The 23,031-nt window shown below is 63.7% G+C and carries 20 protein-coding genes; all 20 read left to right on the top strand.

All coding sequences use genetic code 11. The features are described from left to right. Positions 1-30 precede the first annotated feature (30 nt). The 20 genes from LY622_RS11125 (at position 31) to flhA (ending at position 23,030) form a co-directional block, all read left to right on the top strand. Positions 31-1,710: an HD domain-containing phosphohydrolase gene (locus LY622_RS11125; RefSeq protein WP_234290974.1), complete on the top strand. Its 1,680-nt coding sequence runs from the start codon at positions 31-33 to the stop codon at positions 1,708-1,710. Between the two features lie 341 nt (positions 1,711-2,051). After that, positions 2,052-2,471, top strand: coding sequence for a flagellar export chaperone FliS (gene fliS, locus LY622_RS11120; RefSeq protein ID WP_234290973.1), 420 nt, complete (start codon positions 2,052-2,054; stop codon positions 2,469-2,471). Position 2,472: 1 nt separating this feature from the next. Then, positions 2,473-2,865 carry a flagellar protein FliT gene (locus tag LY622_RS11115; RefSeq protein WP_234290972.1) on the top strand — a complete coding sequence of 131 codons (393 nt, stop codon included), beginning with the start codon at positions 2,473-2,475 and terminating at the stop codon, positions 2,863-2,865. Then, entirely contained in the window at positions 2,862-4,184 is a 1,323-nt protein-coding gene (fliK, locus tag LY622_RS22660) for a flagellar hook-length control protein FliK (RefSeq protein WP_234290971.1), read from the top strand. Before LY622_RS11115 ends, fliK begins: the two co-directional genes overlap by 4 nt. Next, the gene (locus tag LY622_RS11105) at positions 4,165-4,440 is read left to right on the top strand and encodes an EscU/YscU/HrcU family type III secretion system export apparatus switch protein (RefSeq protein ID WP_234290970.1); all 276 of its coding nucleotides are present in this window, start codon (positions 4,165-4,167) and stop codon (positions 4,438-4,440) included. The genes fliK and LY622_RS11105 overlap by 20 nt, the downstream gene beginning before the upstream one ends. Positions 4,441-4,771: 331 nt before the next feature. Further along, the gene (flhD, locus tag LY622_RS11100; RefSeq protein ID WP_234290969.1) at positions 4,772-5,104 is read left to right on the top strand and encodes a flagellar transcriptional regulator FlhD; all 333 of its coding nucleotides are present in this window, start codon (positions 4,772-4,774) and stop codon (positions 5,102-5,104) included. After that, positions 5,101-5,688: a flagellar transcriptional regulator FlhC gene (gene flhC, locus LY622_RS11095; RefSeq protein ID WP_234290968.1), complete on the top strand. Its 588-nt coding sequence runs from the start codon at positions 5,101-5,103 to the stop codon at positions 5,686-5,688. The genes flhD and flhC overlap by 4 nt, the downstream gene beginning before the upstream one ends. A gap of 201 nt (positions 5,689-5,889) precedes the next feature. After that, on the top strand, positions 5,890-6,762 hold the full coding sequence (motA, locus tag LY622_RS11090; protein ID WP_234290967.1) for a flagellar motor stator protein MotA: 873 nt from the start codon (positions 5,890-5,892) through the stop codon (positions 6,760-6,762). Next, positions 6,759-7,706 carry a flagellar motor protein MotB gene (gene motB, locus LY622_RS11085; RefSeq protein WP_234290966.1) on the top strand — a complete coding sequence of 316 codons (948 nt, stop codon included), beginning with the start codon at positions 6,759-6,761 and terminating at the stop codon, positions 7,704-7,706. The genes motA and motB overlap by 4 nt, the downstream gene beginning before the upstream one ends. Before the next feature lie 41 nt (positions 7,707-7,747). Beyond that, a complete protein-coding gene (locus tag LY622_RS11080) occupies positions 7,748-10,114 on the top strand; it encodes a chemotaxis protein CheW (RefSeq protein ID WP_234290965.1) in 2,367 nt (788 codons plus the stop codon). Continuing rightward, positions 10,111-10,605: a chemotaxis protein CheW gene (locus LY622_RS11075; protein ID WP_066450461.1), complete on the top strand. Its 495-nt coding sequence runs from the start codon at positions 10,111-10,113 to the stop codon at positions 10,603-10,605. The genes LY622_RS11080 and LY622_RS11075 overlap by 4 nt, the downstream gene beginning before the upstream one ends. A 146-nt stretch (positions 10,606-10,751) precedes the next feature. Next, positions 10,752-12,134 (top strand): methyl-accepting chemotaxis protein, encoded by a 1,383-nt coding sequence (locus LY622_RS11070; protein WP_234290964.1) that lies wholly within the window; start codon positions 10,752-10,754, stop codon positions 12,132-12,134. A 221-nt stretch (positions 12,135-12,355) separates the two neighbouring features. Then, positions 12,356-14,545, top strand: coding sequence for a methyl-accepting chemotaxis protein (locus LY622_RS11065; RefSeq protein WP_234290963.1), 2,190 nt, complete (start codon positions 12,356-12,358; stop codon positions 14,543-14,545). Then, complete coding sequence (locus LY622_RS11060; RefSeq protein ID WP_234290962.1) at positions 14,542-15,414, top strand: CheR family methyltransferase; 873 nt, start codon at positions 14,542-14,544, stop codon at positions 15,412-15,414. The genes LY622_RS11065 and LY622_RS11060 overlap by 4 nt, the downstream gene beginning before the upstream one ends. 154 nt (positions 15,415-15,568) lie before the next feature. After that, on the top strand, positions 15,569-16,630 hold the full coding sequence (locus LY622_RS11055; protein WP_234290961.1) for a protein-glutamate methylesterase/protein-glutamine glutaminase: 1,062 nt from the start codon (positions 15,569-15,571) through the stop codon (positions 16,628-16,630). Positions 16,631-16,685: 55 nt separating this feature from the next. Beyond that, positions 16,686-18,434, top strand: a complete 1,749-nt coding sequence (locus LY622_RS11050) for a methyl-accepting chemotaxis protein (RefSeq protein WP_234290960.1) — start codon at positions 16,686-16,688, stop codon at positions 18,432-18,434. A gap of 60 nt (positions 18,435-18,494) precedes the next feature. Beyond that, on the top strand, positions 18,495-18,884 hold the full coding sequence (gene cheY / locus LY622_RS11045) for a chemotaxis response regulator CheY (protein ID WP_234290959.1): 390 nt from the start codon (positions 18,495-18,497) through the stop codon (positions 18,882-18,884). A gap of 35 nt (positions 18,885-18,919) precedes the next feature. Next, on the top strand, positions 18,920-19,609 hold the full coding sequence (cheZ, locus tag LY622_RS11040; protein WP_234290958.1) for a protein phosphatase CheZ: 690 nt from the start codon (positions 18,920-18,922) through the stop codon (positions 19,607-19,609). Between the two features lie 146 nt (positions 19,610-19,755). Then, positions 19,756-20,952 (top strand): flagellar biosynthesis protein FlhB, encoded by a 1,197-nt coding sequence (gene flhB / locus LY622_RS11035; RefSeq protein WP_234290957.1) that lies wholly within the window; start codon positions 19,756-19,758, stop codon positions 20,950-20,952. After that, positions 20,949-23,030: a flagellar biosynthesis protein FlhA gene (flhA, locus tag LY622_RS11030; protein WP_234290956.1), complete on the top strand. Its 2,082-nt coding sequence runs from the start codon at positions 20,949-20,951 to the stop codon at positions 23,028-23,030. Before flhB ends, flhA begins: the two co-directional genes overlap by 4 nt. The last annotated feature ends 1 nt before the right edge of the window (position 23,031 follow it).

Genomic DNA, 23,031 nt, shown 5'->3' with positions numbered 1-23,031 from the left:
GAATTAGTCCGGATCGAAGAAGAGGCAAGGATGGTGAAGGCGCAAGATGATTTTGTACGGGTGGGCAGTCCGGCTGACATCGAGTCGTTGCTGGATTCGTTGATTCAGCCGGGAGGTGCATCGCTGCTGCTCGACAAGCCTGAAAGCACACCGCTCCCGGTGGTGCTGATGGAGCAGGTTCCGGCGGAGTCGCTGGCCATGGATATCACCGCGGTGCGCGAGATCGGCGGTGAGCTCAAGCGCGGGCTGGGATTTCGCCTGCTGGGCCAGGTTCAGGGCAAGATCGTGCGTACGCCTCTGCTCAAGATGGTGGAGAGCGAAACCCTCGATGGCAGGGTGATCTGCCGCTGCGAGTACCCCCTCTATCTGGAAGAGATGCAGCGACGCGAAGCCTTTCGGGCACGGCTGCGGCTGGGCATGGAGGTGGGTGCCATCCTGCGTGGTGACGGTGAGGCGACCGTGCAGGGCGACCTCAAGGATCTCTCCCAGCAGGGGTGTCAGCTCGAGTTGCCTGCCTCCGCCGCGTCGCTGCTCTCCGCGGTGGCCATGATCGAGATCGAACTCTGTTTTCCCAATGGCACGCGCTTTGCCGTCAAGGCGGCTGCCTGCCATACCGTGGCCGATGCCGATCGTCAGACGATCCGAGTTGGCTTCCGGTTCCAGGGCTGCAATGCCGAGCAGGAGCGCAAGCTGTGGTTTTTCGTGCGCGAGATAGAGCGGGAGTCCTCCCGCTATGCGGAGGAGGCCGATGTGGGGCGCCTGCCTTCCATGCTGTTCCAGGGCCAGTCGGTCGCCTCGGCGCCGGTGGGTCGGCGCAACCTGTTGAGCTACCCCACCCCCATGGCGCGCCGCCTGGCGCGGGTGGCCGGCTACCTGGACGCCCAGCTGCTGGAGCTGCAGCAGGGCGACGGCATCGGCTCGATCCAGCTTTCCCGGCATGCCGACATGCTGCTGATGCTGGCCGACGAGGACATGGAGGCGCTCCAGTTTGCCACCCGCTGCCTGAGCCGCGAGCCCCGGCTCGTTCGCCATGGGCTCGCCGTGGCCGTTCATATCCTGGCCCTGGCGAATGGTAGTACGGTGCCGCGGGACGTGCGCAAGGCCCTGGCGGCCAGCGCCATGGTCCACGACCTGGGCAAGGGGCTGGTGCCCGGCGAGCTGCTGTCGGCCAGCTCGCTCCAGGCGAACGGCTACGCTCAGCTGCAGGCGCATGTGCCGTTACTGATGAAGGCCCTGGCCAAGTGCCAATGGCTCTCTGCCGGTGTGGCCAAGGCGGTGGTGGAGGGGGTCAACGAACGCCTTGATGGCAGCGGCTACCCGGCCGGGCATGACGGAGACCATTTGCAGGAGCTCTCCCGCATGAGTGCGGTCGTGGACGTGGTCGATGCCATGCGCCGCGACCGGCCCGACCGCCCGGCCTGGCGCATCGATGCCGTGTATCGGCACCTGCTAACCCATCCCGGACAGTTCGATCCGCGCTGGGTGAAGCGCTACATCCAGCGCTTCGGCTTGCGACCGATCGGGTCGCTGGTTCGCTTTGCCAGTGGCGACATGGCGTGGATTCAGCGGCTCGACCAGCAGGGCAAGCCGTTTCAGGTGCAGTTGACCGACGCGATAGAGCCCCCGGGCGAGGCGCTGGGCGAGGTGTTGCGTGGCAATGTCACCGCCCGGCTGGGCGAGCCCGTCGAGGAGATACCCGTCTCGACTTGAGCTGTGCATGGCCGTCGGGCGCCAGCTGCGGTGTGGAAATGGTCCCGGCTGCGGGATGGGAATTGGGATGCGGCCCGACATTAAAGTTATCTGCCGTTGAGCCGATACAGGGAAATAACCCCAAGGTCGCGGGCTTTTCGCCAGAACCCCTGGCGGCGGGCCTGTCAGAATAGCCGGGATGAAAAAGTACTGTGCGACTACTGCATCCGTAAGTGTTCGCCGGAGTCCGTCTTGGGGCGCAAGGAGTACTTGTTTCTTGGCTTCATCGCTTAAGTCCAGACCTGGTTGGTCTCGTGCCACGAATGCCGCGAAACCCATCAGATAACAGGAGAATGACTGCCATGAGTACCATGCGAGGAGCCGCCGCCTATGGCCGCGGGGCCGGAGCCTATGCCCGGGTTGGCGTGGAAAGCGGTGTGATGTCGGCGAGCCCGCATCAACTGATCGTGATGCTGTTCGACGGTGCCCAGGGTGCCATTCGTGCCGCCCGCATCCATATGCAGGCCGGTAACGTCGCGGAGAAGGGCAAGTCCATCTCCAAGGCGCTGGATATCGTCAACAGTGGCCTCCTGGCGGCGCTGGATACCGAGAAGGGCGGCGAGATCGCCGAACGCCTCGGCTCGCTGTATGAGTATGTCTCCCGGCTGCTGCTGGCGGCGAACCTGCATAACGATCAGGAGAGTCTCGACCAGGCCGAGCAGTTGCTGGAGGACATCGCCTCGGCATGGCGGGAAATCGGCACCGCCGGGGTGCCGGGCTGACATGGCGACGATCAATGCCGGCGGCTCGGAAGCGGTGATTGCCGGTTACGTCCGGCTGCAGAAGCAGGTGTCGGTGATGCTGGGGCTGGCACGCAGCGGTGAGTGGGAGGCGCTGATCGAGCAGCAGGCCGACTATCTGCAGCTGGCGGAACGGCTCAGGCGGCTCGATGCCGAAGTGCCGCTGAACCCGAGCGATGCAGCACGCAAGGCCGAGCTGCTGGAGTCGATCCTGGCCGATGACCTGGCGATTCGCGAGCAACTCATGGCGCGTCGCGAGGAATTGGGTCACCTGATGGACAGCTCGCGACGTCAGCGTGACCTGCATCGCAGCTACGGCAGGCAGGCTTCGTCGGTGGCGAGCCCCTCCGATGACTTCGGCCAGGGAATCTCGTGAGTGGCATCACGCCACTGCTGGATACCCTGCTTCATCAGGTATTGGGCAAGCGTGTCGATACGGCGCCGCCGCGTGACCTGAATGAGCCGGTTCGTGCCGTTGACCCCGGCGAGGGCCCCAGGGCGCTGCATAGCGACTCAAGGCTGGATGGGCGCCGTCCTGCTGCGGCCCCCCTGTCCGGTGCCACTTCACCGCAGCAGCGTGGCGAGGCACCGGCCGGGCCGGCGGACACCTCTCGTCCTCCCGCTTCCATCCAGACCCACTTCAGCCCTTCTGCACGAACCATTGCCGACCTATTGGTGCGTTTTCCGGCGCCTCCCTCGGTGCTCAGTGCCACATCGCCGCTGATGGCCCTGGATGAGGCGCCGAGTGCGACGACGCTGGCGAGCCGACTGCAGTCGGGCGTGCGAGACAGCGGCCTGTTCTACGAATCCCACCTGTCACGTTGGTATCACGGTGAGGTCTCCCGCCAGCAGTTGGAGAGGGAGCCGCAGATGTGGCGAACCCTGCGCTTTTCGCCGGCATCCACGGCTCCCGCTGCGACAGCCCCGGACGCGCGTGGTGCCGCCGGGCCAATGGCGCCGGGCACCCTGGCATCCGCCGCTGCCCCCGGGCCGCTGTCGCCACCGGTGGCGGCCGGCAGTGGGGCTGCTCAGGGCCAGGCGGCCCAGGCCGGCATCTATGCCGCCACGGGCGCGCTGTTGCCTGGCGGCGGGGGGAGTGGCCAAGCGGCGGGGGGCGGGAGCGCCATGGAGGGCTCGGCTTCGCCGTTACGGGATTCGGCGAGTGCCGGACGTGGTGCCGCTGCCCAGGGGCAAGCGGTCGCGCCCGAGGCTGTCGCCGGACGGGAGCAGGGCGAAGGCCTGGCTCGTGCTCGACCGGCGGGTGGCGAGGCAGTTCACGAGAGCCTCCAGGGCTTGGTTCGTCACCAGCTGGAAATGCTGGTGACACCGATACTGCGTTGGGAAGGGGATGTCTGGTCGGGGATCTTCATGGCCTTGATGGTGCAGCTGCCGGCCGGCGCCAAGCGGGATGGCGAAGAGGGGCAGGGTGGCGATGACAGTGATGCGCAGCCGGAAACCTGGCACTCCGAACTGCAGCTCAGGGTGCCCAGCCTGGGCGACATCCGCGTGGGGATGTGGCTGCGCGAGACCGAGGTCAGGCTGGAGCTGAAGGCGCACGATGATGCCACCCTGGCAATCCTGCAACAGGGTGTTGCCAGGCTCGATGAACGCTTGAGAGCCGCCGGCTTGACGTCGGTACTGATCGATGCCCGGCTCTTGCACGAGGAGGGAGCCGATGGCGGAACCGGGGCCTGAGAAACGTCGCCAGGCGATAGCCCTGGCGTACCGCGATGGCGATGATGCGCCACGGGTCCTGGCCAAGGGCTATGGCGACATGGCCGACCGCATCCTGGCCGAGGCGAAGCGGCAGGGGATCTACGTGCACGATGCCCCGGAGCTGGTATCGCTGCTGATGGGCCTGGATCTCGATGAGCGGATTCCGCCGATGCTCTACCAGACCATCGCCGAGCTGCTGGTATGGGTCTATGAGCTGTCCGATACACAGGAATGACGATAAATAATGTAAAAAAATGTTACTTTATGTGTCGTAACCTTTTGTTTTCCCTTTTGTCAATGTTGCAATATGCTTTTTTTTGCTATACGGGCCAATGTGTTAACAAAATAGTATCGCAGACTGATTTTTGTCAGACTGTGCGTTGACACACTAATGCTTTTAGCTGGTTGGCAAGCTTGTTTCAAAACCTCACAATGACCCTGTAGAAAGCACGTCCTTAGGAGTGCTGTTCCAGCTTTTACCGATGCGTTTCATCGACAGCTGCTGCACTCTATGTAGAACATATAAAAAATAAGGACACGCGTATCATCGCGTGCAGGGAACCAATATGAAGACCACGAACCACCTGGATGACATCCAGGAGCTCAACCTTACCTATCTGCTGCTGGCCCAGCGTCTGCTCAACGACGATCGGCCCGCTGCAATGTTTCGCTTGAAGCTCGACGACGAAACCGCAGACCTGCTGCTGTCGCTGGGTGCCGCCCAGTTGACCCGGCTGGCCCGCACCAACCAGCTGCTGTGCCATTTCGGACTCGATGGCGCCGAGCAGTTGCGTCAAGTTGTCGAAAACCCCCGTGACAATGGATTGTCGCAGTTCCACGCTTCGCTGCTGATGGCAGGGCGTGGGACCGCATCCATTGCGCGGGGGGGAGCGGCATGACACAGCAGAAGAGCCTTGTCACCGAAATGCAGCAGGTGCAGTTGGCCATCGAGCTGATCGAGCTGGGTGCGCGCCTGCAGGTGCTGGAGACCGAGACCGACCTGAGCCGAGCGCGCCTGATACGGCTTTTCAAGGAGGTGCGTGGCATGTCGCCCCCCAAGGGGATGCTGCCTTTCTCCACCGACTGGTTCATCACCTGGTTGCCGAATGTGCATGCCTCGCTGTTCTACAACATCTTCCGCAGCCTGCGGGAAGAGCAGCAGTGTGAGCGAATGCAAGCCTTCGTTACCGCCTATCGGCTCTACAGCGAGCAGGTGAGCATCGACCAGGTCGAGCCGGTGCTGGGCCTGACCCGCGCATGGACCCTGGTGCGCTTCTTCGAGAGCGACCTGTTGCAACTGTCGGCCTGCACCCATTGCAGCGGCCATTTCGTGGCCCATGCCCATTCGCCGGACCATGACTACGTCTGCGGTATCTGCATGCCTCCTTCGCGCGCAGGCAAGACTCGCAAGCGTCGTGAAAGCGAGGCGGCCCGGCTGGCGCCCGTGGGCATGGAGCTGCCCGACGCGCGTTGCGCCGGTTGATCGAGCCTTCCGTCGGTCGGTAGGTTTCCAGCCCTAACCGGTTCCGGCCGGACTCCCTTCGCCGCCCCGGCCCTGTGCCGGGGCGGCGTTGTTTTTTCTCGATCTTTCTTGCGCTTTTTTGGGCGTCGGCCTCAAGTCCGGGGAGGCCTGGCCGATAAACTGAAATATCGACAAGTCGCGTCCCCATTAAGGATACCGGTTGTGCTGATTCTGCTTGGCTATCTCGTTGTCATATTTTGCGTCTTCGGCGGCTTCGTGCTCGCCGGAGGCTTTCTCGGCCCGCTCTACCAGCCGACCGAACTGCTGATGATCGGCGGTGCGGGTGTGGGTGCCTTCATCGCTGCGAACAACGGCAAGGCGATCAAGGCCACCTTCAAGATATTTCCCAAGCTCAAGCGCACCCGCAAGTACAACAAAGAGATGTACATGGAGCTGCTCGCGGTTCAGTTCAAGCTGCTGAGCAAGATCCGCCGCGAGGGCATGCTCGGCATCGAGCGGGATATCGACAGCCCCCAGGAGAGCGCCCTGTTCCAGGAGCACCCCAGGGTACTGGCCGATCCGATGATCATGGATTTCCTTACCGACTACCTGCGCCTGATGGTCAGTGGCGGCATGGACCCCATGGAGATCGATGAGCTGATGCTCCATGAGATCGAGACCTTCGAGCAGGAGGCGCACATTCCCGCGGATGCCATCGCCAAGGTGGGTGATGCCATGCCGGCATTCGGCATCGTCGCGGCGGTCATGGGCGTGGTCAAGGCACTGACCTATGCCGATGCGGGGCCTGAGCAGATGGGTGAGATGATCGCCCACGCCCTGGTGGGCACCTTCCTCGGCATCCTGATGGGCTATGGCTTCATCAATCCGGTGGCCAGCAGTATCGAACGCCAGATCAAGGAGGCCGAGAAGATGCTCCAGTGCATCCGCATTACGCTGCTGGCCAGCCTGCATGGGTATGCGCCGCAACTGGCCGTTGAGTTCGGCCGCAAGGCGCTGCACACCGCCGAGCGCCCTGGCTTCACCGAGCTGGAGGAGTATGTCCGTAATGCCAAGGCGGGTGCGGTAGGCGAATGAGTGCCGCCGGCGACAAGCGCCCGATCATCATTCGGCGCAAGAAAGTGGTCCATGGCCATCATGGCGGCAGCTGGAAGATTGCGCTTGCCGACTTCATGACGGCCTTGATGGCGCTCTTCCTGGTGATGTGGATCCTGTCAGTGGCAAGCGAGGAGCAGCGTCAGGGGGTGGCGGACTATTTCAGTACGCCGCTGACCAGCGCTATCAGTGGTGGTGACCGCTCGGGCAGCACCCGGGTCATTCCCGGCGGTGGCCCCGATCCGGTACACAGCGATGGCGAGCGGGCGCGGGTCGATACCCGCAGCCAGACCCGGCCCAGCGATCAGCAGCGACGCTTCTTCATGGACCTGCAGCGTCGCATCGAGGCGGTGATCGAGGCGGACCCCGAGCTGCGCGAACTGCGCCAGCAGATGCGCTTCGACCTCACTCCCGAAGGGCTGCGTATCCAGCTGCTGGATACCGACCATCGGCCGATGTTCGATATCGGCAGCGACCGGGTCGCCCCCTATATGCGTAACCTGCTGCGCACCATTGCGCCGCTGCTCAACGAGTTGCCCAACTACCTGAGCATCAGTGGGCATACCGACAGCCTGCCCTACGCCGGCGGCTATCGTGGCTACAGCAACTGGGAGCTTTCCAGTGACCGGGCCAATGCCTCGCGGCGTGAGCTGGTGGTCGGCGGCCTGGATTCGAGCAAGCTGCTGCGGGTCTCCGGTTTTGCCGATCGGGTAGAGCTGCCGGACACGGATCCGCGCGACGCCGACAACCGCCGGATCGAACTGTTGATTCTGTTGCCCGAGGTGGCGGACTACATCCGCCGGCCCAGCATCCTCAACGGTCCTGGCGTGCCCAGCCCCATGAGCTCGCGGCTGGAAGGCGAGGTGGATCTGGCGCCAGTGGAACAATTTACGGAAAGCCTGCGTCGTTCGCTCAATCCGGAGTGAGCGGGCTTGGGAACACATTCTGACACCAGGTGGTGATGCGCATGGATATCACGGATTTCTATGACACTTTCTTCGAGGAAGCCGAAGAGCTGCTGGCCGACATGGAGCGCTACCTCCTGGAGCTTGACGTGGACGAGCCGGATACCGAAGAGCTCAATGCCATCTTCCGTGCCGCCCATTCGATCAAGGGCGGGGCGGGGACCTTCGGCTTCGATGCGCTGCAGAAGACGACCCACCTGTTCGAGAACCTGCTCGACCATACCCGCAAGGGGGAGCTCGCCCTGCGCCGGGATATCGTCGATACCTTTCTGGAAACCAAGGACATGCTCAGCGATCAGCTAGACGCCTACCGCAATGGCGGCGAGCCCGATCAGGAAGCCTTCGAACGCATTTGCCAGACCCTGCAGCAGCTGGCCCTCGAAGAGATCGGGCAGGACCTGGACGGTGGCGGTGCCGCGGCACCGAAGGCCGAGCCCGTACCCGAGGTTGCCCCGGCCACCCCGCCGGAGCCGGCCAAGCCTGCCAATGACGGGCAGCGCATCGTGACGCTGCTGAACGTGGGTGAGAAGGACCGCCAGTTGCTCGTCGAGGAGCTGGGGCAGCTGGGCGAGGTGCTCTCCCACCAGGGCGATGAGCAGCGCTACGACGTTGTGCTCGCCTCCAGCGATAGCGACGACGATATCGAAGCCGTGATGTGCTTCATCATCGAGGCCGATCAGTTTCAGATCCGGCCTGCCGTCTCCGGCCAGCCCGAGGAGGCGGACGGTGAACCAGTCGTCGCCGGCGAGGGGCAGCGGGTCGTCACGCTGTTCAACGTGGGGGAAAAGGACCGCCAACTGCTCGTCGAGGAGCTGGGTCAGCTGGGCGAGGTGGTTTCCAGCCAGGGTGACGAAGCCCGCTATGACGTGGTGCTGGCCTCCTCGGTCAGCAATGACGATATCGAGGCGGTGATGTGCTTCATCGTCGACGCCGATCAGCTCCAGATCAGCAAGGCCGGTGAGGTTGGGCCGCCTGCGGAGGCAGCAAAGGCAGGGGCAGCGCCGGTCGCGGCGGCGAATACCGCCAAGCCTGCTGCCACCCCCGAGCAGGCCGCGAAGCCGCCGGTGAAAGCGGCCGCCGATGAGGGTGCAAGGACCGCTCGGGGCAAGCCCAAGGCAAAGGGGCCCGAGACCTCTTCCATTCGCGTTTCCGTCGACAAGGTCGACCAGATCATCAATCTGGTGGGCGAGTTGATCATTACCCAGTCGATGCTGGACCAGACGGTGAGCGACATGGATGCCGTTGCCGACAGCGCCCTGCTCAACGGCATGAGCCTGCTGCAACGCAATGCCCGGGATCTCCAGGAATCGGTCATGTCGATCCGCATGATCCCCATGGATTTCGTTTTCAGCCGCTTCCCGCGCGTCGTCCGCGAGACCGCCGGCAAGCTGGGCAAGGAGATCGAGCTGGTCACCGAGGGCGAGTCCACCGAGCTGGACAAGAGCCTGACCGAGCGAATCATAGACCCGCTGACCCACCTCGTGCGCAACAGCCTCGACCATGGTATCGAGATGCCGGAGGATCGCGTTGCCGCCGGCAAGCCCCGTACCGGGCGCCTTACCCTCTCGGCTCAGCATCAGGGCGGGAACATTCTCATCGAGGTGATCGATGACGGCGCCGGCCTCAACCGCGACCGGCTGCTGGCCAAGGCGCGCGAGAACGGGCTGCCGGTCTCCGACGCCATGAGCGATGACGAAGTCTGGCAGCTGATCTTCGCGCCGGGCTTCTCCACCGCCAAGGCGGTTACCGACGTCTCCGGCCGTGGCGTGGGCATGGATGTGGTCAAGCGCAACATCCAGGGCATGGGCGGCCATGTCGAGATCATGTCGAAATCCGGCGAGGGAACGCGGATTCGTATCGTGCTGCCGCTGACCTTGGCAATCCTCGACGGCATGTCCATCAAGGTGGGTGGCGAGATGTTCATCCTTCCGCTATCGGCGGTGCTCGAGTCGCTGCAGCCGGCCAAGGGGGACCTCTATGCCATGGCGGGCGACGACGTGGTGCTCAAGGTGCGCGACGAGTACCTGCCGGTGGTGGCCGTCCACGAAGCCCTGGATGTGCCCGATGCCAAGACGAAGCTGACCGAGACCATCGCGGTCATCGTCCAGGGCGAAGGGCGTCGATACGCCCTGCTGGTCGATGATCTGGTGGGCCAGCAGCAGGTGGTGGTCAAGAACCTGGAAACCAACTACCGGAAGGTGCCGGGCGTATCGGCGGCCACCATTCTGGGCGACGGCAGCGTGGCCTTGATCCTGGATATCACCGGTCTGCATCGCCTCAGCCGTGCCAAGAAGGAGGTGCGCCGACCCGAGCGTACCTATCAATCTCTCGAAGCCTTAACCGACAAAGAGCTGGAGACTTCCTCATGAACCAGACGACCGAAGCGGCCATGACCGCGGCCGAAGCCCACAACCGTGAATTCCTGGTGTTCTCCCTGGGTGAGGAGGAGTACGCGGTCGATATCCTCAAGGTGCAGGAGATCCGCGGCTACGAGAACGTCACGCGCATTGCCAATGCGCCCGACTTCATCAAGGGTGTGACCAATCTGCGCGGCGTGATCGTGCCCATCGTCGATCTGCGCATCAAGTTTCATCTCGACAAGGTGGAGTATGGCGGCCAGACCGTGGTGATCGTGGTCAACGTCGAGGATCGCGTGGTAGGGATCGTGGTGGATGGCGTTTCCGACGTGATGACGCTGTCGCCCGACCAGATCAAGCCGGCGCCGGAATTCGGCGTGACGCTCTCGTCCGATTTCCTCAGCGGGCTCGGCAGCCTCGAGGATCGCATGCTGGTGATCGTGGACATCGACAAGCTGCTGACCAGCGACGAGATGGAGCTGGTCGAGCGTGTGGCTGAATAGGCCTGATTCGACTCAAGTTTTCTCCCTGCTGGCCGATAGTCAACCCAGAGGGTGATCCGCGGCAGGCCAGGCTTTGGCTTGTCGCCCATCGATACTTGTCGCCAACCATCATCGGGCCCTGGCCCTGCCGATCATGAGGGAATGACGTGAAGCTTCTCGACAACCTGACCGTCCGAGCCAGCTGGGTCCTGGTGCTGCTGTTCTTCGGTGGCATGATCGTCGTGCTCAGCGTGCTGGGGCTGTATGCCCTGCAGCAGGGCCATGCCGCGGTTACCGAGATGGCTCCCCATGCCGGTGAGTCGGGCGCCCTGCTGTTACAGGGCTTCGATGTGGTGGCCGGCTGGATGCGGTTGGCCATCATTGCCGTGCTGGTGGGTTCGGCGCTGGTGATGGCGGTTGTCATGTGGGGCATCACGGTCAATGTGTTGCAGCCGCTGGCCCGGCTGGTCGGCTATTTCGAGGGCCTGGCACGGGGTGATCTTTCCCAGCCGGTGGAGAACCGCGGCAACAACGAGATAGGCCGACTGTTCACTTCCCTCAAGCATATGCAGGACGGGCTGTCCGACACCGTGGGTACCGTGCGCAGCAGCAGCGAAGGTATTTACCAGGGCGCCCATGAGATCGCCCGAGGCAACGGCGAGCTCTCCTCGCGTACCGAGCAGCAGGCGGCATCGCTGGCAGAGACGGCCTCCAGCATGGAGCAGCTGGCCTCCACCGTGGAGCAGAATGCCGACAATGCGCGCCAGGCCAGCCAGCTGGCGGCCGAGGCATCGCGTACCGCCGCTCAGGGTGGCGATGTGGTCAGCGATGTGGTGTCGACCATGCACGACATCAGCGACAGCTCGCACAAGATGTCGGACATCATTAGTGTGATCGACAACATCGCGTTCCAGACCAACATTCTGGCCCTCAATGCCTCGGTCGAGGCAGCCAGGGCCGGCGAGCATGGCCGTGGATTCGCGGTGGTGGCCCAGGAAGTTCGCAGCCTTGCCGGTCGCAGTGCCTTGGCCGCCGGCGAGATTCGCACCTTGATTAAAGCATCCCGCGAGAAGGTGGACGTGGGCACCTCACGTGTCGACCAGGCCGGCCAGACCATGGCCGAGATCGTGGCGGCCGTCCAGCGTGTCAGCGACATCATGGACGAGATTGCCTCGGCGTCGCTGGAGCAGAGCAACGGCATAGGCCAGGTCAACCAGGCCGTCACCCAGATGGATCAGGTGACCCAGCAGAATGCAACGCTGGTACAGAAGGCCGCAGCCGGGGCCACGCAATTGGAGGCCGAGGCCGGTCGCCTCCGTGAAGCGGTGCTGCGCTTCCGCGTGGCGGGGCAGGCGGCAGCCCATGGCGCCCCAACGCAGCATGATCCCGGCAGGGCGCTTCAGGCCCCGCCGTTGAGCGATCCTTTGCCTGCCGGTAGGCGCAGCGGCCATGAGTCGTCGCCCGAAGCTTCTCGAAACAGCGTGTCTCGAAACAGCGCAGCTCGAAACGGCGCGTCTCGAAAAGAGGAAGAGGAGTGGGCTTCCTTCTGAGAGCCAGGCAAGACAGAGATTCCGGCTCCATGCGGCATGTATTGCTGAAGGGTGTGTAAGAATGGTTACGTAAATTACGTAACATTGCTTATGTAAACTGTTGCGTAAGGATCTGCGGGAAGGCTTTCTATAGGGGCTTTCTATAGGGGCTTTCTATATAAGGCTTTGCATAAAGGGTCGGGGCGCTCCGGGCGTGACTAGTGTGACAAGGGATAATAAACATGCGCGATAATCAGCCAGTAACACAGCGTGAATACAAGCTGAGCGATCAGCACCTTTTGATCACCCGCACGGACCTGGAGGGGCATATCACCTATGCCAACGCGGCGTTCGTGGAGGTCAGTGGCTTCAGCCATGATGAGCTGATCGGTTCACCCCACAATCTCATCCGGCACCCCGACATGCCGGCGGAGGCCTTTGCCGACCTGTGGCAGACCATCAAGCAGGGCGACACCTGGCAGGGGGTGGTCAAGAACCGGCGCAAGGACGGCGATCACTACTGGGTGCACGCCACCGTCACCCCGATCCTCGAAGAGGGAAAGTGTCTCGGCTACACCTCGGTGCGTGCCAAGGTCGACCCGGCCACCGCCGAAAGGGCCGCAGGCGATTACGCCCGCCTGCGCGAGGGACGTGCCAGGCACCTGGCGTTCCGCCAGGGTCAACTGGTGCGGCGCGGGCCGCTGGGCTTTCTTGCCCGCCTCAACCTGCGCACCATTCGCGCCAAGCTGGTCATGATGACGCTGGTACCCGTTCTGCTGCTTCTGCTCAGCGGTGCGGCTGGCCTCTATGGCCTCAAGGTGTCGGGGGACCGGGTCGCACAGCTCAACAACAACGGCGTGCAGGATATCGCCGACCTTCAGCGTATCGACCAGCTTCTTAGCCAGCTGATGATCGACCTGGAGCGTCCGGTGCGCAACCCGCGTGCGCTGCGCCTGGAGCAGATCCACGAGCTCGACGATGAGGTCAATGTCGTGGTCGATCGTATCGAGGCCTCCTGGCAGAGTTTCCTGGATGGCGAGGACGCCACCCAGCCGGAGATTGCCACCCTGGACGGGCAGCTCGATGTTGCCGTACAGGAAGGCATTCGCCCCACGCTGGCCGCTCTTATCGAGGGCAGCGGTTTTGCCGCCTACGAGGCCTTCAACGATGTGCTGCGCGCGGAAGTCGAATTGATCGGTCAAAGCATCAACGTACTGGTGGAGGGCAAGCTGGCCTATGCCAACGTGTTGGCCGAGGAGGCGGCCCAGGGGCAGGCGCTGATGCTGAAGGGGCAGGTGGTTGCGGTATCGCTGGGGGTCGCTTTCCTGATCATGCTGGGGCTCTGGACCATGGGCTCGATTACCCGTCCGCTGCGCCGGGCGGTGGACTTCACGCTGCAGGTTGCCTCCGGCAACCTGGCGGTGCGCTCGCCGGAGCCGCGGCGCGACGAGGTCGGCATGCTGCTCAAGGCGCTGAACACCATGCGCAAGAGCCTCTATACCACGACTCACAGCGTGCAGCAGGGCATCGACGTGGTGACACCGGCCTCGCGCTCCATCGCCCGTGGCAACGAGGATCTCTCGGCGCGCACCGAGCAGCAGGCCGCCTCGCTGCAGGAAACCGCCTCCAGCATGGAGGAGATGACCACTACGGTGCAGCAGAATACCGACAATGCGCGCCAGGCCAGCGGGCTGGCCCTGGACAATGCCAGCCGCGTACGGGATACCGGCGACCTGATGCATGGCGTGGTGCAGACCATGGAGCGGATCACCGCCAGTTCCAACAAGATGACCGACATCATCAACGTCATCGACGGGATCGCCTTCCAGACCAATATCCTCGCCCTGAACGCCTCGGTGGAAGCGGCCCGGGCCGGCGAGCAGGGCCGCGGCTTCGCCGTGGTGGCCGGCGAGGTGCGCAGCCTGGCGGGGCGCAGTGCGGATGCCGCCAAGGAGATCCGCCAGCTGATCGACGGTTCCGCCAGCGAGATCAAGGAGGGCGCGGCCCAGGTGCAGAAGGCCGAGAGCGCCATGGCGGAGGTGGTGGCCGCATCCACGCGGGTCAACGACATCATGGGCGAGATCACCGCGGCCTCCGAGGAGCAGAGTAGCGGCATCGGCCAGATCAACCAGGCGATCACCGAGATGGACCAGGTCACCCAGCAGAATGCCGAGCGCGTGCAGCAGAGTGCCCGTGCGGCCAGCGACCTGCAGTATCAGGCGGAACAGTTGGCCCAGGCCATCCGGGTGTTCCGCTTGCGCGGGGCGGGGCCTGAGCAGGTCGAGGCGATGCAGCAGGCGACAGACGGCAGGGAGCACAGCCTGCGGCCCGCGGTGCCGGCTCTGCGGCAGGATCCCCGGCCGGTGAAGCCGTCACCGGCGAAGCAAGGCAAGGCAGTGTCATCCATGGATGAAGAGTGGGAAACGTTTTGACGGCAACAGGCTCAGGTTCCGATCCGGGCCAGTGGTCCGGACTCGGTCAGCTGGAGCGTGATCTGATCCTGACCGACGAGGACTTCACGCAGATTCGCCAGCTGATCTACCAGCGTGCGGGCATCGTGTTGGCGGAGCACAAGCGCGAGATGGTCTACAGCCGACTGGCCAAACGCCTGCGCCACCACGGCCTGACCCGCTTCAGCGATTATCTGGCTAGATTGTCTCGCCAGCCCGATGCACGGGAGTGGGAGGCGTTTACCAACGCACTGACCACGAATCTCACCGCGTTCTTTCGTGAGATGCACCATTTCCCGCTGCTGGCCGAGCACGTTCGCCAGGTCAGCGGGCCGGTGCGTGTCTGGAGTGCCGCGGCGTCTTCGGGGGAGGAGCCCTATTCGCTGGCCATGACGCTGCTCGAGAGCCTCGGCTCGAAGGCGGCCGACGCACGGGTGGTGGCAACCGATATCGACACCGAAGCTCTCGCGAGAGCCCGAGCGGGAGTCTATCCCATCGAGCAGGTGCGCAAGCTCGATGAGGCGCGAGTGAAGCGCTTCTTCCAGAAGGGCAAGGGCCGCCATGAGGGATTCGCCAGGATCCGGCCCGAAGTCTCGTCGCTGGTGGAGTACCAGTCAATGAACCTGCTGGCGCCCCAGTGGTCGGTCAAGGGACCCTTCGACGCAATCTTCTGCCGTAACGTCATGATCTACTTCGACAAGGAGACGCAGGCGCGGATTCTCGAGCGCTTCGCACCGCTGCTCAAGCCCAACGGGCTGCTGTTTGCCGGCCACTCCGAGAACTTCTCCTATATCAGCAAGGTGTTCCGGCTGAGGGGACAGACCGTCTACACACTGGCAGGCCATCGCTGAGCGTGCTTGCCGTCCGATCCGCCTGCCATCTTTTTCCGACTCGGCTATTGCCGGCTGGGCGCTAAAGTTTCGGCCGCCGAGGCCGATGGTAGAGCTATAACGTCATTTGCCTTGGGTCGTGTCGAGCGGCCCTTGCCATCAAGGAGGCCTCGTCTTGGTATCGAACAGGATCAAGGTGCTGTGTGTCGATGACTCAGCGCTGATTCGCGACCTGCTGAGCGAGATCATCAACTCCCAGCCGGACATGGAGGTCGTGGCCGTAGCGCCGGACCCCCTGGTGGCACGTGATCTCATCAAGCGTCATAACCCCGATGTGTTGACGCTCGACGTCGAGATGCCGCGCATGGACGGTCTCGATTTCCTCGAGCGGCTGATGCGCCTGCGACCCATGCCGGTCCTGATGGTGTCGTCACTGACCCAGGCAGGCTCGGAAGTCACACTCCGAGCCCTGGAGCTGGGGGCCGTCGATTTCGTGGCCAAGCCGGCACTGGGGATACGCAACGGCATGATGGATTATGCCAACGATATCGCCGAGAAGATTCGTGCCGCCGCCAAGTCGCGTCCACGACAGGCCAGGCGCCCGGAGACGACCGCGCGTCCGACGTTGAAGGCGCCGCTGGTTTCCAGCGAGAAGCTGATCATCATCGGGGCATCGACGGGGGGCACGGAGGCGATACGCGCCGTACTGGAGCCCCTGCCGGCCAACAGTCCGGCCATTCTGATCACCCAGCACATGCCGGGCGGCTTTACCCGCTCCTTCGCCGAGCGGCTCGATCGCCTGTGCCAGATATCGGTCAAGGAGGCCACGGACGGCGAGCGCGTGCTGCCGGGGCACGCCTATATCGCCCCGGGGGACTCCCATCTCAAGCTGGCGCGCAGCGGGGCCAACTATGTCGCGCGACTGGACGACGGCCCCCCGGTCAACCGCCATCGCCCGTCGGTGGACGTGCTCTTCCATTCCGCCTCGAGCCAGGCGGGCCGCAATGCCATCGGTGTGATCTTGACCGGAATGGGCAAGGACGGGGCGGCGGGGCTGCTGGAGATGCGCCAGGCCGGTTCGGCCACCCTGGCCCAGGACGAGGCGAGCTGCGTGGTATTCGGCATGCCGCGAGAGGCCATTGCCCTGGGCGGGGCATCCGAGGTGCTCGGCCTGGACGATATACCGGAACGCTTGATGGCGCTGGTGGCGGCCTCCGGCCGGGCACAGCGGGTCTGAACATAACAATCATGACTGAAGACGCTAGCGTCTCCGTGCGCGAGGAACTGCCGATATGAGTCGATTCATCCGCAACATCAGTATTCATGCCGCCATGGTGTCCGTTCTGGCAGCTTTCGTCGTCTTCATTGCGTTGATTGCCGGCATGGGGTTCGTGGCAGAAAGAAATGCCAATCGTGCCCTGACGACCTTGAATGAGCTCAGCGCCGAGCAGCTGAACGAGATCAACCGGGCCGATGCCCTGCTCAATGTGGCGCGGGTGAACCTCGAGATCGCCTCCAACCAGGTCATGCTGGGTCGTATGGCCCAGGCCAACGAGCAGCTCGCCCTGGCACTCAGCAACCTCGACCGTTCGGAGCAGCGACTGGCCAGCTTCTCTGCCTCCCCCAAGTCTGAACAGGGTGGGCTGCTGGCTGCCGAGGTGGAGTCGCATTTCACCACCGTGCTGGATCTGGTGCGTCAGCAGCATGTCGCCCTCGACGAGCTCAATACGCCGGGGTTCGGCAATCTGCGTGACGAGCTGGAGGCGCCGAGTAATGCCCTCGGGGAGAGCATTAGCGCATTCGTTGCCTATGGTTTCAGCACGACCAATGCGCTTGTCGAGGACTTCCACACCCAGGCACTCTGGTTCGAGCGAGCAGGGCTTGCGCTGCTGGTCCTGATCGGTTTGATGGTGATAGCGATCTATGCAGGCCTGCGCAAGATCGTCATTCGCCCCTTGCATGCCGCGGTCCAGCACCTGCAGACCATCTCCAAGGCCGACCTGACCGGGAAGATCCCGGAGGGCAGTCGTAACGAGATCGGCAAGCTGTTCAACGCCATGCGCAATATGCAGCAGAGCCTGGTGCGTATCGTCGGTCAGGTGCGTGACAGCAGCGGTTCGATTCATATCGGCACCCGCGAGATCGCCGGTGGTAACGCCGACCTCTCGTCACGTACCGAGCAGCAGGCGGCATCGCTGCAGGAGACCGCGGCGAGCATGGAGCAGATCACCGCCACCGTGCGCCAGAACGCCGACAATGCCCGCCAGGCCAGCGGCCTGGCCCTGGACGCTTCCACTACCGCGGAGCGTGGCGGCGAGGTGGTCGATCGCGTGGTGCAGACCATGGGCGGCATCTCGGCCAGCTCGAAGAAGATCAGCGATATCACCAGCGTCATCGACTCCATTGCCTTCCAGACCAATATCCTGGCGCTGAACGCCTCCGTGGAGGCGGCCAGGGCCGGTGAGCAGGGTCGAGGCTTTGCCGTCGTGGCCGGCGAGGTGCGCAACCTCGCCAGCCGCAGCGCCACGGCTGCCAAGGAGATCAAGGAGCTGATCGACGGTTCGGTCGCCCAGGTGAAGGAGGGATCGACGCTGGCCGAGCAGGCCGGGGAGACCATGGATGAGGTGGTGTCGGCGGTTCGGCGCGTCACCGATATCATGGACGAGATTTCCGCGGCCTCGCAGGAGCAGAGCGACGGCATCGAGCAGGTCAGCCAGGCGGTGGGACAGATGGATCAGGTGACCCAGCAGAACGCTTCGCTGGTTCAGCAGGCCACAGTGGCGGCTTCCTCGCTGGAAGAGCAGGCCAGCCGGCTGGAGCAGGCCGTGGCGGTGTTCCGCCTGGCTGGTGACGCGCTCCACGCCTCGCACCAGCCGACAGCGAACGCCGATACGGATCAGGGGCGTGCCGACATGGCGGCCCGCACCCGAGTGCCGGCACTGGCCCAGCCTGCCCGGCGCCAGGTCGCCGAGGTGGACCCCAAGCCGCAGCGCAAGAGTCGCGCCGAGCCTGTGGCCGAGGGCGAGTGGGAAGAATTCTGAAGCAGGACGGCGGAGACGCCGCCGTCAGTCAACTATTCATGACATTAACGAGGAATCCCGATGGCTGACAAGAACATGAGCTTTCTGGTGGTCGATGACTTCCCGACCATGCGTCGGATCGTTCGAAGCCTGCTCAAGGAGCTCGGCTACACCAATGTCGAGGAGGCCGAGGATGGCCAGGAAGCCTTGAGCAAACTCCGTGGCGGTGGTTTCGAGTTCGTGGTGTCGGACTGGAACATGCCCAATCTCGATGGCCTGGAGATGCTCAAGCAGATTCGTGCCGACGATGGGCTCAAGACGCTGCCGGTGCTGATGGTCACCGCCGAGGCCAAGAAGGAGAATATCATCGCCGCTGCCCAGGCAGGCGCCAGTGGCTATGTGGTCAAGCCGTTCACGGCCGCAACCCTGGAAGAAAAACTCAACAAGATATTCGAGAAAATGGGCAAGTGATGGCCGAGGGCTGGCCCCTGGCGAAGGAGAACAAGATGAGCGCAAACGAGCAGCCCGGTGAGGCGCAGCCGTCCAGCGCCGCCGGCGAAGAACTGGTGCAGCGTATCGGTCAATTGACGCGCATGCTCAGAGAGAGCATGCGTGAGCTGGGCTTGGACAAGGAGATCGAGAAGGCGGCGGAAGCCATACCCGACGCCCGGGACCGCCTCAGCTATGTGGCGACCATGACCGAACAGGCCGCCGAGCGGGCGCTGAACGCCATCGACAGGGCGCAGCCCCTGCAGGACTCGCTCAGCGATGGTGCCGAATCCCTGGACAAGCGCTGGGCAGAGTGGTTCGCCGAACCCAAGGAGCTCGATGAGGCTCGCGAACTGGTCAACGAGACCCGCTCCTACCTGGCCGCTGTGCCCGACAAGACCCAGGCGACCCAGAAAGAGCTGCTCGAGATCATGATGGCCCAGGATTTCCAGGACCTGACGGGCCAGGTCATCAAGAAGATGATGGATGTGATTCGCGAGATCGAGCACCAGCTGGTGCAGGTGCTCATCGACGCCGTTCCCGAGAACATGGACCGGGAGACGATGCAGCAGAAGGCCAACGACCAATGGGAAACCGATCGCAAGCGTGAGGAGGGACTGCTCAACGGACCTCAGATCAAGCCTGGGGTCGATGTCGTCACCGATCAGGACCAGGTCGACGACCTGCTCGATCAGCTGGGGTTCTAGCCTCCTCCCGCGCATATTATCTTCCGATAACGCTTCTGCGCCGAGGGTCATGGTCGATAAGGCCACGATCATCGGCGCTTTTTGGCGTATTACCCCTCCCCTGAAGCCCCCACAATGGCCAGCGTGCACACGAATGTCCGGACGCCATGGCCGACCAGAGCAGTGATCAGGAAAAGACCGAAGAGGCCACGCCACGACGACTCGAGAAGTCGCGCGAGGATGGGCAGGTTGCCCGATCCCGCGAATTGACCACGTTCATGCTGCTGCTGGGCGGCGTCGTGGGGATGTGGTCCATGGGTGCCATGCTCTATGACCAGTTGGGTCTGGTGATGGAGCAGGCCTTTCTTTTCGAACGGCAGCAGGCCTTCGAGACGGGGCCCATGCTGGTCAACGTGCTGAACCTGGGGCAGCGAACGCTATGGACGATGCTGCCGCTGTTTCTGCTGCTGGCCCTGATCGCCCTGGTGGCACCGGCACTGCTGGGCGGCTGGCTGATATCGGCCAAGTCGCTCAAGCCCCAGCTGTCGAAGCTGAACCTGTTCAAGGGCTTGAAGCGAATGTTCGGCGTGCAGGCCCTGGTCGAACTGTTCAAGGCGATTGCCAAGTCGACGCTGATCGGTGGGGTGGGGATGGCGTACCTTTACTTCAATCGTGGGGAGTACCTCTCGCTGCTGGATCAGCCCACGACCCAGGCCCTGGCACGTGCCCTGATGATGGCAGCCCAGGCCTGCGGCCTGATGGTGCTGACGCTGCTGGTGGTCATCCTGATCGACGTGCCTTATCAGCTATACAGCCATGCCAAGAAGCTGCGCATGTCCAAGGAGGAGGTCAAGCGTGAACACAAGGAGAGCGAGGGCGATCCGCACGTCAAGGCGCGCATCCGCTCCCAGCAGCAGGCGATGGCACGTGGTCGAATGATGAGCAAGGTGCCCGAGGCGGACGTCATCATCACCAACCCGACCCACTATGCCGTGGCGCTGCAGTATGACGAGAAGCAGATGGGGGCACCGCGCGTCGTGGCCAAGGGGGCCGACATGGTGGCAGCACGCATTCGCGAAGTCGGGCAGGAGGCCGGCGTGCCGCTGCTCGAGGCTCCGCCGCTGGCGCGCGCCCTGTACCATCACGTGGATCTCGACAGGGAGATCCCGCTGGATCTGTATACCGCTGTGGCGGAGGTGCTGGCCTGGGCCTTCCGTCTCAAGCATGTGTCACATGAGGGAGGAGACGTGCCGCCAACGCCCGAGGATCTACCCATACCGCCTGCGCTGGCCGTGCCCGGTGACAATGACGAGGCTGATCGAGATGCGCCACAGGGCAATGAACCCACCGGGGGACGCCAATGAAGTCCCTTAGTCACTTCATCGGTCGTCGCGACTGGATGGGCGACGTGCGCATGAAGCTGCTGGCAGGCCCGATCCTGATCCTCATGATCCTGGCCATGATGATCCTGCCGCTGCCGCCCTTTGCGCTGGACATGCTGTTCACCTTCAACATTGCGCTGGCGATCATGGTCCTGCTGGTCAGCATGTTCACCCAGAAGCCGCTGGATTTCGCCGCCTTTCCGGCGGTGCTGCTGTTCACCACCCTGCTGCGCCTGTCGCTCAACGTGGCTTCCACCCGCGTTATCCTGATGGAGGGCCACCAGGGCGGTGATTCGGCCGGCAAGGTGATCGAGGCCTTCGGCACCTTCCTGGTGGGGGGCAACTTCGCCGTCGGCCTGGTGGTCTTCCTGATTCTCGTGATCATCAACTTCATGGTCATCACCAAGGGCGCCGGGCGGATTGCCGAGGTGGGTGCCCGCTTCATGCTCGACGCGATGCCGGGCAAGCAGATGGCCATCGACGCCGACCTCAATGCGGGGCTGATCGGCGAGGAGGACGCCCGCAAGCGGCGCGGCGAGGTGGCCCAGGAGGCGGACTTCTACGGTTCCATGGACGGCGCCAGCAAGTTCGTGCGCGGCGATGCCATGGCCGGCCTGGTGATCATGGTGGTCAATATCATCGGCGGGCTGCTGATCGGCATGCTTCAGCACGGCATGGGCTTCGGCGATGCGGCCAGGACCTATACGCTGATGACCATCGGCGACGGCCTGGTGGCACAGATTCCGGCGCTGGTGATCTCCACCGCCGCAGGCGTCACCGTCTCCCGGGTCAACACCGAGGAGGACGTTGGCCAGCAGATGATCAGCCAGCTGTTCGTCAATCCCCAGGTGCTGATTCTGGCCGCGGTGGTCATGGGCCTGCTGGGCATGGTCCCGGGCATGCCCAACATGGTGTTCCTGATCTTTACCGGCCTGCTGGCTGGCCTGGCCTGGATGCTGACCCGTCAGGCGGAGCAGCGCCTGGTCGAGCAGGAGATCAGCGCCGAGCCGCCACCACCACCCGAGGCCCCCGAGGCGAGTTGGGACGATGTCCAGCTGGTCGATACCCTGGGGCTCGAGGTGGGGCACCGGCTGATCCCGCTGGTCGATCAACGCCAGGCGGGGGAATTGCTGGGCCGCATCAAGAGTGTGCGCAAGAAATTTGCGCAGGAGGTGGGCTTTCTTCCGGCGGTGGTGCATATCCGCGACAATCTTGAGCTGGGTGCCAATACCTACGTCATTACTCTCAAGGGTGCCGAGATCGGCCGTGCCGAGGCCTTCCCGGGGCAGTGGCTGGCCATCGATCCCGGCCAGGTGACGGGCCAGCTGCAAGGCACTCCCACCCAGGATCCGGCTTTCGGCCTGCCCGCGGTGTGGATCGATTCCGGCCAGCGCGAGCATGCCCAGGTCTATGGGTATACGGTCGTCGATGCCGGCACCGTGGTGGCGACGCACCTCAACCATGTTCTTCATCGTCATGCTGCCGAGATGCTGGGGCGTCAGGAAGTCCAGAAGCTCCTCGACAAGCTGGGGGACGAGCAGAAGTCCCTGGTCGAGGAGGTGGTGCCCAAGGCGATCAATCTGACCACACTGCAGCGCATCCTGCAGAACCTGCTGGAAGAGGACGTTTCGATTCGCGACATGCGCACCATCCTGGATACGCTGGCCGAGTACGCGCCCCAGCAGCAGGATGCCAATGAACTGACCGCCCTGGTGCGCATCGCCCTGGGACGGTCGATTACCCAGCAGTGGTTCCCCGGCCAGGACACGCTCAACGTCATTGGCCTGGAGGCACAGCTGGAGCAGGTATTGATGCAGGCGATGAACGGCAACGGCGCCCTGGAGCCGGGGCTGGCGGAGACGCTGATGAGCCAGGCGGAGCAGGCATTGACCCGCCATGAAGCCAGCGGAGAGCCGCCCGTCATGGTGGTGCAGCACAGCCTGCGCCCGCTGCTCTCCCGCTTCCTGCGTCGCCGGCTGCGTCATCTCGTGGTCATGTCACAGGCGGAGATTCCCGATGATAGGACACTGCGCGTCACGACGCTGGTGGGAGGTCGATAAG

This window comes from Halomonas alkalisoli (assembly GCF_021412585.1).
GTDB lineage: Bacteria > Pseudomonadota > Gammaproteobacteria > Pseudomonadales > Halomonadaceae > Halomonas > Halomonas alkalisoli.
The sequence above is the reverse complement of the archived record's forward strand: the minus strand, read 5'-3'. Positions and strand labels throughout refer to the sequence as shown.

What these genes read in the sequence shown, in the direction of transcription:
- LY622_RS11050 (WP_234290960.1), top strand. Translation starts at nt 16,686, where the DNA reads ATGAGTCGATTCATCCGCAACATCAGTATTCATGCCGCCATGGTGTCC.
- flhC (WP_234290968.1), top strand. Translation starts at nt 5,101, where the DNA reads ATGACACAGCAGAAGAGCCTTGTCACCGAAATGCAGCAGGTGCAGTTG.
- LY622_RS11115 (WP_234290972.1), top strand. Translation starts at nt 2,473, where the DNA reads ATGGCGACGATCAATGCCGGCGGCTCGGAAGCGGTGATTGCCGGTTAC.
- LY622_RS11080 (WP_234290965.1), top strand. Translation starts at nt 7,748, where the DNA reads ATGGATATCACGGATTTCTATGACACTTTCTTCGAGGAAGCCGAAGAG.
- LY622_RS11065 (WP_234290963.1), top strand. Translation starts at nt 12,356, where the DNA reads ATGCGCGATAATCAGCCAGTAACACAGCGTGAATACAAGCTGAGCGAT.
- flhD (WP_234290969.1), top strand. Translation starts at nt 4,772, where the DNA reads ATGAAGACCACGAACCACCTGGATGACATCCAGGAGCTCAACCTTACC.
- LY622_RS11105 (WP_234290970.1), top strand. Translation starts at nt 4,165, where the DNA reads ATGGCGGAACCGGGGCCTGAGAAACGTCGCCAGGCGATAGCCCTGGCG.
- flhA (WP_234290956.1), top strand. Translation starts at nt 20,949, where the DNA reads ATGAAGTCCCTTAGTCACTTCATCGGTCGTCGCGACTGGATGGGCGAC.
- cheY (WP_234290959.1), top strand. Translation starts at nt 18,495, where the DNA reads ATGGCTGACAAGAACATGAGCTTTCTGGTGGTCGATGACTTCCCGACC.
- cheZ (WP_234290958.1), top strand. Translation starts at nt 18,920, where the DNA reads ATGAGCGCAAACGAGCAGCCCGGTGAGGCGCAGCCGTCCAGCGCCGCC.
- motB (WP_234290966.1), top strand. Translation starts at nt 6,759, where the DNA reads ATGAGTGCCGCCGGCGACAAGCGCCCGATCATCATTCGGCGCAAGAAA.
- LY622_RS11125 (WP_234290974.1), top strand. Translation starts at nt 31, where the DNA reads ATGGTGAAGGCGCAAGATGATTTTGTACGGGTGGGCAGTCCGGCTGAC.
- LY622_RS11075 (WP_066450461.1), top strand. Translation starts at nt 10,111, where the DNA reads ATGAACCAGACGACCGAAGCGGCCATGACCGCGGCCGAAGCCCACAAC.
- fliS (WP_234290973.1), top strand. Translation starts at nt 2,052, where the DNA reads ATGAGTACCATGCGAGGAGCCGCCGCCTATGGCCGCGGGGCCGGAGCC.
- flhB (WP_234290957.1), top strand. Translation starts at nt 19,756, where the DNA reads ATGGCCGACCAGAGCAGTGATCAGGAAAAGACCGAAGAGGCCACGCCA.